At 32.9% G+C, this 17,082-nt stretch carries 13 protein-coding genes; 8 read left to right on the forward strand and 5 right to left on the reverse strand.

What is annotated here, in order from left to right; genetic code table 11:
• Positions 1-71: 71 nt before the first annotated feature.
• The 3 genes from tamL (at position 72) to accD (ending at position 4,706) form a co-directional block, all read left to right on the forward strand.
• Positions 72-2,564, forward strand: coding sequence for a translocation and assembly module lipoprotein TamL (gene tamL / locus BUB70_RS00835; RefSeq protein WP_073117792.1), 2,493 nt, complete (start codon positions 72-74; stop codon positions 2,562-2,564).
• Between the two features lie 98 nt (positions 2,565-2,662).
• Positions 2,663-3,730 carry a class II fructose-bisphosphate aldolase gene (fbaA, locus tag BUB70_RS00840; RefSeq protein ID WP_073117793.1) on the forward strand — a complete coding sequence of 356 codons (1,068 nt, stop codon included), beginning with the start codon at positions 2,663-2,665 and terminating at the stop codon, positions 3,728-3,730.
• A 103-nt stretch (positions 3,731-3,833) separates the two neighbouring features.
• Complete coding sequence (gene accD / locus BUB70_RS00845) at positions 3,834-4,706, forward strand: acetyl-CoA carboxylase, carboxyltransferase subunit beta (protein ID WP_073117794.1); 873 nt, start codon at positions 3,834-3,836, stop codon at positions 4,704-4,706.
• A gap of 157 nt (positions 4,707-4,863) precedes the next feature.
• Here accD and BUB70_RS00850 read toward each other — a convergent pair whose 3' ends face one another.
• The gene (locus tag BUB70_RS00850; RefSeq protein WP_073117795.1) at positions 4,864-6,150 is read right to left on the reverse strand and encodes a citrate synthase; all 1,287 of its coding nucleotides are present in this window, start codon (positions 6,148-6,150) and stop codon (positions 4,864-4,866) included.
• A gap of 355 nt (positions 6,151-6,505) precedes the next feature.
• On the opposite strand from BUB70_RS00850, the gene ilvD reads away from it, so the two are divergent.
• The 5 genes from ilvD to ilvA all read left to right on the forward strand — a co-directional run bounded on the left by ilvD (position 6,506) and on the right by ilvA (position 13,418).
• On the forward strand, positions 6,506-8,185 hold the full coding sequence (gene ilvD / locus BUB70_RS00855) for a dihydroxy-acid dehydratase (protein WP_073117796.1): 1,680 nt from the start codon (positions 6,506-6,508) through the stop codon (positions 8,183-8,185).
• 81 nt (positions 8,186-8,266) lie between these two features.
• Entirely contained in the window at positions 8,267-9,967 is a 1,701-nt protein-coding gene (gene ilvB / locus BUB70_RS00860) for a biosynthetic-type acetolactate synthase large subunit (RefSeq protein ID WP_073117797.1), read from the forward strand.
• 12 nt (positions 9,968-9,979) lie between these two features.
• Positions 9,980-10,504, forward strand: a complete 525-nt coding sequence (gene ilvN, locus BUB70_RS00865) for an acetolactate synthase small subunit (RefSeq protein WP_073117798.1) — start codon at positions 9,980-9,982, stop codon at positions 10,502-10,504.
• A gap of 115 nt (positions 10,505-10,619) precedes the next feature.
• A complete protein-coding gene (gene ilvC, locus BUB70_RS00870) occupies positions 10,620-12,095 on the forward strand; it encodes a ketol-acid reductoisomerase (protein WP_073117799.1) in 1,476 nt (491 codons plus the stop codon).
• Between the two features lie 81 nt (positions 12,096-12,176).
• Positions 12,177-13,418: a threonine ammonia-lyase IlvA gene (gene ilvA / locus BUB70_RS00875; protein WP_073117800.1), complete on the forward strand. Its 1,242-nt coding sequence runs from the start codon at positions 12,177-12,179 to the stop codon at positions 13,416-13,418.
• A 51-nt stretch (positions 13,419-13,469) separates the two neighbouring features.
• Here the strand turns inward: ilvA and BUB70_RS00880 are convergent, their stop codons facing one another.
• The 4 genes from BUB70_RS00880 to BUB70_RS00895 form a co-directional block, all read right to left on the reverse strand.
• Positions 13,470-13,787 (reverse strand): DUF4286 family protein, encoded by a 318-nt coding sequence (locus BUB70_RS00880; RefSeq protein ID WP_073117801.1) that lies wholly within the window; start codon positions 13,785-13,787, stop codon positions 13,470-13,472.
• 97 nt (positions 13,788-13,884) lie between these two features.
• Positions 13,885-14,652 carry an enoyl-CoA hydratase/isomerase family protein gene (locus BUB70_RS00885; RefSeq protein WP_073117802.1) on the reverse strand — a complete coding sequence of 256 codons (768 nt, stop codon included), beginning with the start codon at positions 14,650-14,652 and terminating at the stop codon, positions 13,885-13,887.
• Positions 14,653-14,779: 127 nt separating this feature from the next.
• Positions 14,780-15,502 (reverse strand): ThuA domain-containing protein, encoded by a 723-nt coding sequence (locus tag BUB70_RS00890; RefSeq protein ID WP_084730127.1) that lies wholly within the window; start codon positions 15,500-15,502, stop codon positions 14,780-14,782.
• 6 nt (positions 15,503-15,508) lie between these two features.
• Positions 15,509-16,948, reverse strand: coding sequence for a sensor histidine kinase (locus tag BUB70_RS00895; protein WP_229742945.1), 1,440 nt, complete (start codon positions 16,946-16,948; stop codon positions 15,509-15,511).
• Positions 16,949-17,082: the final 134 nt, after the last annotated feature.

Raw genomic sequence — 17,082 nt, forward strand, 5'->3', positions numbered from 1 at the left:
ACTAAAAATCAACAAGCATTACTTCTAAACGTATTTAATGCTTATTTTTGAAACATCAATTCATTATTTTTTTGAGAGTAACATCGCATTTTTTTCTATTATACCTTATACTCAGTTTTTTATTAACTGCATGTAGCATGACTAAATATGTAAAAGAAAACGAATATTTACTTAGTAAAAACACCATTAAAATCAATGATAAAAAAACAACCGACTACACGATTACTGACTATTTAATTCAAAGACCCAATAACAGAGCTTTAACCATGCCTGTAGGATTGTTGATTTATAATTTAGGAAATTTAAACTACGACTCTATTCACCAACAAAAACTTAAAGATTTTGAGAACAGAAATAATTTCTGGGATCGCTTGCTATCAAAAAAGCAAACTCTTAAAAGTATTTACAGAAAAAAGAAATTTAACGATTGGCTTTTAACAAAAGGAGAAGCTCCCGTGATTGTAGATGCTAAGAAAACAACCAACACTGCAGAAAACTTAAGAATTCATTTTTTTAACAAGGGATATTTTGACGCTACTGTTAAAACTGAAATGATTACCAACGTTAAAAAAGCAGATATTTATTATAACATTAGTAAAAGAGATCCGTACTTTATTGGTGATATTGAATACTTTATTAAAAATAAAACTGTTGATTCTATTGTTCAACAAAACAAAGATCAAGTTTTTGTAAAAAAAGGAGATCAATACAATCAGGAAAAATTTCAAGAAACTGTAAGTGCCATTACGCGTGTTTTGCGTAATAATGGATTTTATCATTTTACAGAAAGCTTAATTAGCTTTAGAAACATAGACACACTGGCCCAAGATCATATTACTCCTATTGACATCCATATAGATCACAGAAAAATCAAAAAAGGAAATGTAATTGAAGAAATCCCAACAAACATTCAAACCATTAAAAAAGTAAGTGTTTTTACAGATTATAGTTACGACACTAGAAATAATGTATATGACACTAAGAAGAACTATAATAATGTTGAATTTTACGCTCATGAAAAATTAAAATATAGAGTAAAAACTTTAGCCAACTCAATTTTTATAGAACCTAACCAAATTTATAACGATGATGCTATAGAGGCCACAAGAAGACACCTAAGATCTTTAAACAATTTTAGGGTGGTAAAAATTAGTCAAAAAGAGCTACCCAATAATGAGTTAGCTACTACTATTATATTAACTCCCATGAAAAAATATGGAGTTGGAATCAATTCAGAAATTATCCACTCCAACATCAAACAAGTAGGTTTATCTGGAGGATTTAGTTTTATCAACAGAAATCTTTTTAGAGGTGCTGAAATCTTTAAACTTTCTTTACAAGGAAGTATTTTTGACACAGCTACTAAAGTAAACAGTTCTAATACCGGTAATTTTGATGCCTATGAATTAGGAATTGATGCTTCTTTAGAATTCCCTAAATTTATTTTCCCTTTACTTAGCAACTTAATTCCAAGAACCATGACTCCTAGAACCAAAGTTACCTTAGGTACCAGTTTTCAAAAAAATATAGGTCTAGACAAGCAAAAGGTTACTGGAGTTATTGATTACACTTGGAAATCTTCTTTAAAAAACAAACACACAGTTGAGTTATTAAATGTTCAATACATTAAAAACTTAAATATCAATTCTTATTTTAATATTTATAGCTCGGAATACAATCAAATCAAAAGCATCCAAGAAGCAGAATTTCCTTTTTACAATCTAAACAAAAACAATGCTTCTAATTTTATACAAAGCATTCCTTCTAGTTTTGAGAGCAGTAATCCAACTGACTACAAAACACTTAAAAACATAGAAAAAAGGAGGAGTATTATTACGAGTAACAACATTATTCCTTCGGCCTCTTATGCTTTTGAACACAATAGCAAACAAGGACTTTCAGATACTCGATACAATTATTTTAAAGCCAAAGTTACTTCTGCAGGAAACGCCAATGCTTTTTTATTCGACACTCAAGAAGATCAAAAAGTTTTTGAGAACATTCCAGTTTCACAATTTATAAAATTTGATGTTGATTTTAGAAAATTCTGGAGTAACTCTACAAACAATTCACTAGCTTTTAGAACGTTTGTTGGGGTTGCCATTCCTACTGGAAAAAATAAAGATATTCCTTTTATCAGCAGCTATTTTGCCGGAGGATCTAACGATATTAGAGCTTGGAAAACTTATGAACTTGGACCTGGTAGTTCTAACTCCGGACTAGAATTTAATATTGGTAACCTTAAAATCCTTTCTAGTTTAGAATATCGATTTAAAATTTTTAACAGTATCCATGGAGCTATTTTTATGGATGCAGGTAATATTTGGAACTTGCCAAACGCCTCTTCTACAGCTTCTGAAGAAGAACTCTTTTCAGGATTTAAATCTTTTGAAAATATAGCTATTGGTACAGGAACTGGAATTAGGTATGATTTTAACTTTTTGGTACTCCGTTTAGATTTGGCTTTTAAAACATATGAACCTTATTTAACTGAAAATAAATGGTTCAGCAATTACAGCTTAAGTCAATCTGTTCTTAACATCGGAATCAACTATCCTTTTTAGTACGATATCGTTTTCGTATAAACTAGTTCAATTCCCCCCCAATCATTATATAAAAATGACTATTTTTGTTGTGATTAATTCAATAAACTAATTATAAAATGAGTTACAATATCAAACCAGGAGTTGCTACAGGAGATGCAGTTCAAGAAATTTTCAAACTAGCAAAAGAGAAACAATTTGCATTACCAGCTGTTAACGTAACAGGTAGTAACACAATTAATACAGTTTTAGAAACTGCTAAAGAATTAAACTCACCAGTAATTATTCAATTTTCTAACGGTGGAGCTATTTTTAATGCAGGAAAAGGATTATCTAACGATGGTCAAGCTGCTGCTATTGCTGGAGCTGTTGCTGGAGCTAAACACGTACATGAATTATCTGTAGCTTATGGAGTGCCTGTAATTTTACACACAGACCACGCTGCTAAAAACTTATTACCTTGGATTGATGGATTATTAGATGCTTCTGAAAAACACTTTGCAGAAACTGGAGCTCCATTATTCTCTTCTCACATGATTGATTTATCTGAAGAGCCTATTGAAGAAAATATCGCTATTTGTAAAGAATACTTAAAGCGTATGGACAAAATGGGTATGACTTTAGAAATTGAATTAGGTATTACAGGAGGTGAAGAAGATGGTGTTGACAACTCTAACGTTGATGAATCTAAATTATATACTCAACCTGAAGAAGTAAACTACTGTTACGAAGAATTATCTCAAGTATCACCTAGATTTACTGTAGCTGCTGCTTTTGGAAACGTTCATGGTGTATACAAGCCAGGAAACGTAAAATTAACTCCAAAAATCTTAGACAACTCTCAGAAATTTATCGAAGAAAAACACGGATTAGATCACAACCCAATTGATTTCGTATTCCACGGAGGATCTGGTTCTTCTGTAGAAGAAATTAGAGAAGCTATTGGATATGGTGCTATTAAAATGAATATTGATACTGACTTACAGTATGCTTTTATGGAAGGAATTAGAGACTATATGGCTTCTAACGCAGACTTCTTACAATCTCAAATCGGAAACCCTACTGGAGCTGATGCACCTAACAAGAAATACTACGACCCAAGAGTTTGGTTACGTAAAGGAGAAGAAACATTAAAAACTCGTTTGAAACAAGCTTTTGCTGACTTAAACAACGTAAACACTTTATAATCAACAAGATTATATTTGTTTTATCATACAGAATAGAGAAACTGATTTTATGCAGTTTCTCTATTTTTTTTAGTAAATTGCCCCTCTATTTAAATGAATAATTATGACAGCTTGGTTTAAAAGAAGTGATAAAGGAATTCAAACACCTACAGAAGCAAAGAAAGATGTACCTAAAGGATTATGGTACAAAACTCCTAGCGGAAAAATCATCGATACAGATGAATTAAAAGAGAATTTATATGTAAGTCCAGAAGACGGATACCACGTAAGAATTGGTAGTAATGAATATTTTGAAATATTATTCGATAACAATAAGTACACTGAGCTAGACAAGGATTTAGCACCTGTAGATTCTTTAAATTTTGAAGACACCAAACCTTATTCTGAAAAAATTAAAGAAGCACAAAGCAAAACCAATTTAAAAGATGCTGTAAGAACAGCTGTTGGTAATTCTTATGGAAAACCAATCGTTATAGCTGCTATGGATTTTGCTTTTATTGGTGGTTCTATGGGATCTGTAGTAGGAGAAAAAATAGCAAGAGCTATTGATTATGCTAGAGAAAACAACACTCCTTTTTTAATGATTTCAAAATCTGGTGGAGCACGTATGCAAGAAGCTCCATTGTCTTTAATGCAAATGGTAAAAACCTCTGCCAAATTAACACAATTGGCAGCAGCTAAAATTCCTTATATCTCTTTATGTACAGACCCTACTACAGGAGGTACTACTGCCTCTTATGCTATGTTAGGAGATATTAATATTGCTGAACCAAATGCTTTGATCGCTTTCGCGGGACCTCGTGTGGTTAGAGATACTACAGGTCAAGATTTACCAGAAGGCTTCCAACGTTCAGAATTTTTGTTAGAACACGGTTTCTTAGATGCCATTTACGAACGTAAAAACTTAAAAAAACAAATCAACTTATATATTGATTTGATTCAAAATAACAAGATTAGAACTAAAGCAGTTATCTAAATCTTTTTTACACATTATAATAAAAGCCTTTCTTTAAATTAAAGAAAGGCTTTTTTCATCATCTACTATATATTCTTATTTTATACAATAAAAAACCTCCAAAACATATAAGTATTGGAGGTTTTTTATTGTATAAACATCTAATCTTTAATAGATATTATCTTTTCTCAATTTCTACATATGGTCTTAATGTTTCCCCAACATACAATTGGCGAGGGCGACCAATAGGTTCTTTATTTTCTCTCATTTCTTTCCATTGAGCAATCCATCCTGGTAAACGTCCCATTGCGAATAACACAGTAAACATTTCTACAGGAATCCCTAATGCACGATAAATAATTCCTGAGTAGAAATCTACGTTAGGATATAAATTTCTTGATTTAAAATATTCATCATTTAATGCCGCTTCAGACAAACCTCTTGCAATATCTAACACAGGATCTTCAATCTCTAAATCTTTAAGAATTTCTTCCGCAGCAACTTTAATAATTTTTGCACGAGGATCAAAGTTCTTATATACTCTATGTCCAAATCCCATCAAACGGAAAGGATCATTTTTATCTTTGGCTTTTTCTAAATATTTTTCAAAACCACCACCATCAGCTTTAATTTCTTCTAACATTTCAATTACCGCTTGGTTAGCCCCACCATGTAATGGACCCCATAAAGCAGAAATACCTGCAGAAATTGAAGCAAATAACCCAGCATGAGAAGATCCAACCACTCTTACTGTAGAAGTAGAACAATTTTGCTCATGATCTGCATGTAAGATTAATAATTTATCCAAAGCATCAATAATTGTTGGATTAAACTTATACTCCTTATTTGCCTTTTTGAACATCATTTTAGCAAAGTTCTCTGTATATGTTAAATCCACATCTCCATAATCCAAAGGTTCTCCCTTCATCTTGCGCATACACCATGACACTAATACAGGGAATTTTCCCATTAAAATAACGATGGCATTATACATATCTTCTTGTGAAGCAATATCTACAGCTTTTGGATTAAATGCTGTTAAGGCACTTGTTAAAGAAGATAATACTCCCATTGGATGTGCATTCTTAGGAAAAGCATCCAAAATTTTGTGAATATCTTCATCTACCATTGAATTATCTTTGATGTCCTGATCAAACTTACTCAATTGTTCAGCCGTTGGTAATTCTCCAAAAATCAGCAAATAAGAAACCTCTAAAAAAGAAGCTTTTTCTGCCAATTCTTCAATTGCATATCCTCTATATCTTAAAATTCCTTTCTCACCATCTAAAAAGGTAATAGCACTTTTACATGAACCTGTATTTTTAAAACCTGGATCAATCGTCGTAACACCTCCTGTTGCTGCCCTAAGCTGTTTGATATCAATTGCTACTTCGTTCTCTGAACCACGCTCTAATGGAAGCTCGTACTTTTTTCCTTCTATTTCTAGTATTGCTGTGTTTGACATATAAAATTTAATATTTCCTTAATATTTTTATTTGAGATTCACAAATCTACAAATAAATCCCTTTTTTTAAAAGATATAACTACTTAATTATACTACGTAAAAATACTTAGTTTAACAAAACTGTTCTTTTCTTTACAATATATAACAACTATTTCACTTTTTAATAAATTAAATAAAGAGATTATAAACAGGTTAACATCATTATTTAAAAAATACAAAAAACTGATTTACAGTGTTTTAAAAAATATACATCCAACTGAACAACGTAAGTTTTTTAGGATTTTTTTTTTATCCTTAATTACTATTCTAATTTTGTGTGTTCATTGAGAAAATTTCGAAATAAAGACCTTTAAAAATGGCATTAAATAAACACAGTAAAAGACTTACCCAAGATCCATCTCAACCTGCTTCACAAGCAATGTTGTATGCAGTAGGATTAACAGATGAAGACATGAACAAACCTCAAATTGGTATCGCAAGTACTGGTTATGATGGAAACCCATGTAACATGCATTTGAACAACTTAGCTCAAGAAATTAAGAAATATACAAATCTTAACGATCAAGTTGGATTGACTTTTAACACTATTGGTGTGAGTGATGGTATTTCAATGGGAACTTCTGGAATGAATTATTCATTGGCATCAAGAGATATTATTGCAGATTCTATGGAAACTGTCGTAAACGCTCAAAGCTATGATGGTTTGGTAGGAGTTGTTGGTTGTGATAAAAATATGCCAGGAGCTATTATTGCGATGTTACGTTTAAATCGCCCTTCTTTAATGGTTTACGGAGGAAGTATTGCTTCAGGAAAATACAAAGGACGTAAATTAAATATCGTTTCTGCTTTTGAAGCTTTAGGGCAAAAAGTAGCGGGTGAAATTGACGAAACAGAATATAGAGAAATTATTAAATCTGCTATTCCAGGAGCTGGTGCTTGTGGAGGTATGTACACTGCTAATACCATGGCATCTTCTATAGAATGTATGGGAATGGCATTGCCATACAACTCATCAATTCCTGCAGAAAACCCTAATAAATTATCAGAAGCTGAGCGCACCGCAAAAGCCATGAAAAACTTATTAGAGTTAGACTTAAAACCAAAAGATATTGTTACTAAAAAATCAATAGAAAACGCTGTTGCATTGGTAAATGCATTAGGGGGATCTACCAATGCAGTATTACACTATTTAGCCATTGCTTATGCTGGTGATATTGAATTTACTTTGGAAGATTTCCAAAGAGTATCTGACAGAACTCCATTAATTGCAGATTTAAAACCATCAGGTAAATATTTAATGGAAGACGTACACGGTATTGGTGGTACTCCAGCCATTATGAAATATTTATTAGAGAAAGGATATTTACATGGTGACTGTATGACTATTACAGGAAAAACTTTGGCTGAAAACTTAGCTGATGTTGAAGCTATGGAGTTTGAAGATCAAGATGTGATTCATCCTACAGACAAGGCTTTAAAATCATCAGGTAACTTACAAATATTATATGGAAACCTTGCTGAAAAAGGTGCCGTAGCAAAAATATCTGGAAACGAAGGATTGAAGTTTGAAGGAAGAGCTGTTGTTTACGATGGTGAACAAGCTGCCAATACTGGTATTTCAAATGGAGAAGTTAATAGAGGAGACGTCGTCGTTATTCGTTATGTTGGACCTAAAGGTGGACCTGGAATGCCAGAGATGCTAAAACCAACATCATTAATTATGGGAGCCGGTTTAGGTAAATCAGTTGCTTTAATTACTGACGGACGTTTTTCTGGTGGAACTCACGGGTTTGTGGTAGGTCACATAACGCCCGAAGCACAAGACGGTGGATTAATTGGATTGGTAGAAACGGGAGATACCATAACCATTAGCGCAGAGGACAATTCTATCACTTTACAAGTTTCAGATGAAGAAATTGCCACTCGTAAAGCAAAATGGATCCAACCACCTTTAAAACACAGTAAAGGAATTTTATTCAAGTACGCAAGATCAGTAGCTTCTGCTTCTGAAGGATGTGTAACTGATAAATATTAAATTTTAGTACGCAGTACTAAGTACAAAGTAAACAGTTTTATGCTTTGTACTTAATACTTTGTACTTTATACTACACGAAGTATGAAAAAAACAGAAAAAATCATAGGAGCCGAAGCAGTAGTAAGATGTCTTATTGCAGAAGGTGTTGATGTTGCATATGGATACCCAGGAGGAGCCATTATGCCCATTTACGATGAACTATATAAATACCAAGACCAATTACATCATGTATTAACTAGACATGAACAAGGTGCTGCACATGCAGCGCAAGGTTATGCTAGAACTTCGGGTAGAGTTGGTGTTGCCTTGGCTACGTCAGGACCTGGAGCTACCAACTTAATTACAGGAATTGCAGATGCTCAAATAGACTCTACTCCAATGGTATGTATTACCGGACAAGTAGCCTCACATTTATTAGGTACCGATGCATTTCAAGAAACAGATGTCATTAGTATTTCATCTCCTATTACTAAATGGAACTGTCAAGTAACCAAATCAGAAGATATTCCTGCTGCCATTGCCAAAGCATTTTATATTGCTAAATCTGGTAGACCAGGACCTGTATTAATTGACATTACCAAAGATGCACAACAAGGGGTACTTGATTACAATGGCTACGAAAAATGCTCACATGTAAGAAGCTACAAACCTGTTCCAGAAACCAACATTGAAAAAGTAAAAGAAGCTGCTGAAATTATCAACGCTGCTAAAAAACCAATGATTATTTTTGGTCAAGGAGTTATTTTAGGAAGCGCTGAAGCTGAATTGAAAGCATTTGTTGAAAAATCTGGAATTCCATCAGCATGGACGGTTTTAGGATTGTCTGCAATGCCTACTAACCATCCTTTAAATGTAGGTATGGTTGGAATGCATGGAAACTATGGTCCTAATAAATTAACCAATGAATGCGACGTGTTAATTGCTATTGGAATGCGTTTTGATGACCGTGTTACTGGAAAATTAGATGTATACGCTAAGCAAGCAAAGGTCATTCATTTTGATATTGATCCTGCCGAAATTGATAAGAATGTAAAAACTGATGTTGCTGTTATAGGTGATGCTAAAGATACTTTGGCTAAAGTTTTAGAATATACAAATCAAAAAGATCATTCAGCTTGGTTAAATGAGTTCAGAGCTTTTGATAAAATAGAATACGAAAAAGTTATTGACAGTCAATTAAATCCTACCAAAGAAGGATTAACTATGGGGGAAGTATTACAAGGAGTTAACAAAGCAGCAAAAGACAATGCTGTAATTGTTTCTGATGTAGGACAACACCAAATGATGGCAGTTCGTTACGCTAACTTTACCAACACTAGAAGTAATGTAACTTCTGGTGGTTTAGGTACTATGGGATTTGCTTTACCAGCGGCTATTGGTGCAAAAATGGGAGCTCCAGCTAGAGATGTTGTTGCTATTATTGGCGATGGAGGTTTCCAAATGACTTGTCAAGAATTAGGTACTATTTTACAAACAGGAACTGCTGTTAAAATTGTAGTCTTGAATAATGAATTCTTAGGAATGGTACGTCAGTGGCAACAATTATTTTTTGACAAACGTTATGCTTCTACAGAAATGATTAATCCTGACTTTATTAAGTTGGCTGAAGCTTATAGCATTCCTGCTAAAAAAGTAACCCAACGTGAAAACTTACAAGCTGCGATAGACGAAATGATTGCTTGCGAAACTTCATACTTCTTGGAAGTAATGGTAGAAAAAGAAGACAATGTATTTCCAATGGTACCTACAGGTGCTAGTGTATCAGATGTAAGATTAAGCTAGAAAACAAAAGACATGGAAAAAAAATTATATACCATATCCGTTTATTCTGAAAACAACTTAGGCTTGTTAAACAGAATCTCTACCATTTTTGTTAAAAGACATATAAACATAGAAAGCTTAACCGTTTCTGCTTCAGAAATTGAAAATGTATCTAGATTTATTGTTGTTGTTAACATGACTGAAGAAGCGGTAAAGAAAATTATTGGTCAGTTAGAAAAGCAAGTAGAAGTAATACAAGCTTATTATCATACTGATGATGAAATTATATTTACTGAGACTGCAATGTTTAAATTTAAATCTGATTTGCTGTTTGAAAATCCACAAATTCAAAACATCATCAAAGAGAGCAATATGAATATTGTAACTGTTAATAGAAACTTCTTTGTTGTTGAAAAAGCAGGCAGAAGACATGAAATAGATGCTATATATGAATCTTTTAAACCTTTTGGGATTGCTCAATTTGTTCGTTCAGGTAGAGTAGCCATTTCAAAAGAAGCTATGAATATTCGTAAATTTTTAGGAGAGATAGTTCAATAGAATTCCCTAAATTTGGCAACGCAATAAAAAATATTGAGCTTGATGGTTTTTAATTCCATCAAGCTCATTTTTAGCAAAATAACAAATAAACAATTAGAATAAAAATAAAAGCAAAATGGCAAATTATTTTAACACACTTTCTTTAAGAGAGCAATTAGAGCAATTAGGACAGTGTGAATTTATGGACAGAAGCGAATTCAACAATGGTGTTGAAGCGTTAAAAGGTAAGAAAATTGTAATCATTGGATGTGGTGCACAAGGATTAAACCAAGGATTAAACATGCGTGATTCTGGATTAGATGTATCTTACACTTTAAGAGGAGCTGCTATTGAAGAAAAAAGACAATCTTACCTTAATGCTACTGAAAATAACTTTGCTGTAGGTACTTATGAGGAAATGATTCCTACTGCTGATTTACTAATCAACTTGACTCCAGACAAACAACATACTGCTGTTGTTACTGCTGTGATGCCATTGATGAAAAAAGGAGCTACATTATCTTACTCTCACGGTTTTAACATCGTAGAAGAAGGAATGCAAATCCGTAAAGATATTACTGTAATTATGGTGGCACCTAAGTCTCCAGGATCTGAGGTTCGTGAAGAATTTAAAAGAGGATTTGGAGTACCTACTTTAATTGCTGTACACCCTGAAAACGATCCAGAAGGAAAAGGATGGGATTATGCTAAAGCTTATGCTGTTGGTACAGGAGGACACACTGCAGGTGTATTAAAATCTTCTTTTGTTGCCGAAGTAAAGTCTGATTTAATGGGAGAGCAAACAATCTTATGTGGATTGTTACAAACTGGATCTATCTTATGTTTTGACAAAATGGTAGCTGAAGGAATTGATGCAGGATATGCTTCTAAATTAATCCAATATGGATGGGAAACTATTACTGAAGGTTTAAAATACGGTGGTATTACCAACATGATGGATAGATTATCTAATCCAGCTAAGATTGAAGCTTTTAAAGTTTCTGAAGAGTTAAAAGATATTATGAGACCATTGTTCCAAAAGCATATGGATGATATCATCTCTGGTGAATTTTCTTCTACTATGATGGCTGACTGGGCTAATGATGATATTAACTTATTAACTTGGCGTGCTGAAACTGGAGAAACTAACTTTGAAAAAACTCCTGCTGGAGATTTCCAAATTTCTGAGCAAGAATACTACGACAACGGTACCTTAATGGTTGCTATGGTAAAAGCTGGTGTTGAATTGGCTTTCGAAGCAATGGTTGACTCTGGAATTGTTGAAGAATCTGCTTACTACGAATCTTTACACGAAACTCCATTAATTGCAAACACAATTGCTCGTAAAAAATTATTTGAAATGAACCGTGTAATTTCTGATACTGCAGAGTACGGATGTTACTTATTTGACCACGCTTGTAAGCCTTTAATTGCTGAGTACGTTAAAAACGCACCTAGTAACTTAATTGGTAAGCCATTCTCTACAGGAAGCAATGGTGTTGACAACGCAGAATTAATTGCTGTAAACAAAGCTATTCGTGAACACGAAGTTGAGTATATTGGTGAAGAATTACGTGAGTCTATGACGGCAATGAAAAAAATCGTATCATAATTACGATCTTTTAATATTACAGAAAGCCGTTGCAAATGCAACGGCTTTTTTTATTTTTATCAAAGCAAACAATTCAACTATATGGTTACCTTAGAATCCATCATCAAAGCACAAATGAATATCAAAGGAGTTGTCCAAAACACTCCTTTATCCTACATGGATAACTTCTCTAAAAAGTTTGATGCTAACATTTATTTTAAAAGAGAAGATCTACAATTGGTGAGATCTTATAAAATTCGCGGGGCTTATAATAGAATTAAAAACCTCAGTAAAAAAGAGCTAGAAAACGGAGTTGTTTGTGCCAGTGCAGGGAATCATGCTCAAGGAGTTGCCTTTGCATGTAAAACTTTAAAAGTAAAGGGTGTTATTTTTATGCCAGTGACCACCCCAAAACAAAAAATATCTCAAGTTAAAATGTTTGGTGGCGAATTTACTACCGTTAAACTGATTGGAGATACTTTTGATGAAAGCTCTAAAGCAGCCGAAATTTATCAACAAGAAAACAAGGCTACTTATGTGCATCCTTTTAATGATTGGGATGTGATGTCTGGTCAAGGAACGGTTGCTCTTGAAATTTTAGATATTATAGACAAACCCATAGATTATTTATTTTTACCTATTGGTGGTGGTGGATTGGCCTCCGGGATGATTACTGTTTTTAAAAACTTAAGTCCTAACACCAAAATTATTGGTTTAGAACCCAAAGGAGCTCCTTCTTTAAAAACATCTTTAGAAAAAGGAGAGAATACCAAAATTAACAATATTGATAAATTTGTTGACGGAGCTGCTGTTCAAAAAATGGGAGACAACACTTACCCTATCTGTAAAGATTATTTAGAAGATGTTTCTTTGATTGACGAAGGTCATATTTGTAAAACCATTTTAAAGCTTTACAACGAAAATGCCATTGTTGCAGAACCTGCAGGAGCTCTTTCTATAGCTGCACTAGATAATTATGCTGATGAGATTAAAGGAAAAACCGTTGTATGTGTTTTAAGCGGAGGGAATAATGACATTACCCGAATGGAAGAAATGAAAGAACGCGCTTTGTTATACGATGGTTTAAAACACTATTTTATTGTTCGTTTTCCGCAAAGAGCTGGAGCGCTAAAAGAATTTGTAGGAGATGTATTATCAGAAACAGATGATATTGTTCATTTTGAATACACCAAAAAAAATAGTAGAAGTACTGCTTCTGCCATTGTTGGAATTGAATTGAGTCAGAAAGAAGACTTTGAACCTTTACTTTATCGAATGAAAGAAAAAGGATTTTTTGGAGAATATTTGAATGATAATCCTGAATTATTTAGTCAAATTGTATAATAAAAAACGCTCCAAAATATGGAGCGTTTTTTGTAGTTATAAATATAAGATTTAATAAAAATCTTCTATTACTTCTAATTCTGTTTGGAATGAAACTGTTTGTCCATTTTCAAATTTAGCTTGCATTTTTGCATTCATCTTAGAAGCATCTTCCATGTAAAATGCCTTAAAAGTATTTCTATCTTTTATTGCATATTGCACTGAATAGGTTTTCCCACCCATTTCTTCTTGAATCATGACCCTAGTCATTTTAGCTCCTGAAAATTTTCCTGTAGCTAACATTTGAGGAATATAAGATTCTTTCATCCACAACAACCAATCTTCATGAATTCCATCTGCTACATTTGTAGTTACATTATATATGTACATGTCTTAAAATTTGTGCAAAAATAAGTGTTTAACAGTCAAAGAGCAATGAACAATGAATAATTTTCCTTTAGTCTTAAACAATTACACACCTCTCTTTCTAAAAATTGGGTTTTCGTTTTTCTAAAAATGCAGTAACTCCTTCCTGAAATTCTTCGGTTCCAAAACAAGAACCAAACAACTCTATCTCTTTTAACAAACCAATATTACCATAAGTAGCATTGATTGCTTGAATGCTTTTTCTTACAGCTCTAGGAGAGTTTGCTGCAATTTTATTGGCAATTTCAATGGCTTTTAACATCAAGTCTTCTTGAGAAACTACATAATTCACCATTCCTATTTTTAAAGCTTCATTTGCTGAAATCATCTCCCCTGTTAAAATCAATTCCATTGCTTTTCCTTTTCCCACCAATTGGGTTAATCTTTGTGTACCTCCATAACCGGGAATTACTCCCAAAGTAACTTCAGGCTGTCCCATTTTTGCATTGTTTGAAGCAATTCTTATTTGTGCCGCCAAAGCCAATTCTAATCCCCCCCCTAAAGCGTATCCATTAATTGCTGCAATAACAGGTTTGGTATACGTTGCTATTTTATCAAACAACAATTCATGTCCAAAACGAGACAATTCTGTTCCTTCTCTCCTATTAAAACTTGCAAACTCTTTGATGTCTGCCCCCGCAACAAAAGCCTTATCACCTGATCCTGTAATAATTAAAACCCGAATACTATCATCTGATTCACACAAAGACAACACATGATTTAACTCTAAAATTGTTTTCTTATTTAATGCATTGAGGTACTTCTCACGGTTGATTGTGATATACATAATGGTTCCTTCTTGCTCAAATTGGATGTTCTCTATTTGCATAATCAATTTATTTAAAAGGTTTAGAATTAACACTGTACACGACTAGGTAAAACATCCTTAAGATAAAAAAAGTAATTCATAACCTACTGACATTCAGTTACAAATTTTGATAAAAATTCGGTTAGCCTTATAATTCTTTTGCTGAAGTCCAAATAACAGCATTTTTTAATTGATTTAAAAAACGAATGTCTGAAAAAGATTCTTTTGTATGTCCCATACCTGTGTAAAAAATTCTTGCTCCATGAAAAATTTGATACCAAATAATAGGATGACTTACCCCCATTTGCTCTCCAGTATAACTACTTTCATCTAAAGTTGCTAATACCTTTATCTTATTACTTACTGGAAGGTGGAAATTATACCATTCATCTAAGAACACTTCTTGATCCTTTAAATGAATTGTTGCCACATGCTGTTCTTTTTTATTTAGTTTTACGGTTGCTTTTTGAATTTTTGGATGATTCTTAAAAACAGCTCCCGTCATTTCTCCATACCATTCCCATTCCATTTCAGTATCTGTTGCTGCGTGAACTCCAACAAAACCATTTCCACTCTCAATAAACTTCTTCATGGCTTTTTGTTGACCTTCATTTAAAATATCACCTGTGGTATTTAAAAAGAGTAAGGTGTTAAAACTTGCTAAATCTTTGTTGTTAAAAATAGAGGCATCTTCTGAAAAAGTTATTTTCCACTTATTTTCCTCTGCCATCTTTTTTAAAGCCTCAATCCCCGTTTCAATAGATTCATGTCTATATCCTGCTGTTTTAGAAAAAACCAATACTGAAATTTGTTGAGCATTGACCAACATTGTTGTTAATAACAGCAACATTGCTAATAAGTGTTTTTTCATAAATTATTAATTTTTAGGAAACGTAATTTTAAACTCTGTTCCTAAACCTACTACAGAATTAAATTCAACTTCACCATTATAAGTTTCAACAATATTTTTCACCATAGGCAACCCTAATCCCATACCACTTGTTTTGGTTGTAAATTTAGGTTCAAAAATATGTTCTTTGTCAGTATCAGCAATTCCTCTACCGTTGTCTTTTACTGTTAAAACAACTTCTTTACTATTCTCTGTAATTTTTACCTCAATTTTAGGATCGTCTACCCCTTCAATTGCTTGGGTAGCATTTTTCACCAAATTATTAATTACCCTAGTGATTTGATTTTTATCAACATTCAAAAAAATCTCTTCCTGTTCAGAAAGAAAATCAATATCTGCTTCGTAAAAAATATCAATCGCAGACTTTATAGTCTTTACCATATCAACTCTTTCTATATTCTTTTGAGGCATTCTAGCAAAATCAGAAAATGAAGTTGCGATAGAAGACATAACATCTATTTGCTGAGTTAACATTAAAGAGTAATCTTTAACCCTTTCTCTAATTCCTTCGGCATTGGGGTCAAAATTTCTTTCAAAACTCTGTACCGTTAACTTCATAGGAGTCAATGGATTTTTAATTTCGTGAGCTACTTGTTTAGCCATTTCTCTCCAAGCTTGTTCTCTTTCACTCTTCGCTAATTTTTCGGCACTTTCTTCTAACTCATCAATCATTTGATTATAAGCGTCTACAATAGAAGCAATTTCTGATGCAGAATCTTTAACATCAATCTTTTGGTTCTTTTGTAACAATTTGGTCTCTTGAATTTTATCAGAAATAGATTTTAATGAACGAGTAATGTAACTAGATAAAAAATAGGCAAAGGCAACTGCTAATAACAACATCACTCCATATACCACAAAAAGTCTATTTAAAAAAGATGTTAATTCTTCTTCTTCTTGACTATTATCTTGTATGTATTCCATTTTAAGAATCCCTACTTTATTCATATTTCTATCGTGAATATAGGAATATGACACTTGCGATATTTTACCCGTATCTAAAGTTATAGACTCTCTATAAGAATCTCTTTTCTTTAAATATTCTAAAATTTGTATGGGCATTCTATCTTTAAAAACTCTAAACCAAGGATCAAAAGAATTTACTTGTAAGTTTCCGTTTAAATTATAAACACTCATTTTCATGTCATGCACCATCGCAATTTCATGAATTCGTTCTCTAAAGATATTCCCTAAATTAAATTGAAAAGCAGGGAAATAAGTGTTTTCTAACTGATAATTCACGTTTTTTTGTGCCGCAAGTTCCTTTCGTTCATATCTAGTATCAAGATATTCTTTATTCTGTCTTTTATATTGTTTTACTGTTACTAAGGCTATAAATATAGAAGCTAGTCCTACCAAAAGTAACATGGCTAAAAAGATTCTAATTCTCAAGGAAACTCTATTCATCTGAAAAACTATTAGTTAAGTTAGTTGATACGCATGGTTCTGTATTATCAAAAGCCAAGCCAATCTAAGAAATTGATTTTAGATAACCACATAAGCTTCCCAAAAACAACAAAGGCGATACCTATGCATCGCCT

It is taken from the genome of Wenyingzhuangia marina, from assembly GCF_900130035.1.
In the GTDB taxonomy this organism is placed as follows: Bacteria; Bacteroidota; Bacteroidia; order Flavobacteriales; family Flavobacteriaceae; genus Wenyingzhuangia; species Wenyingzhuangia marina.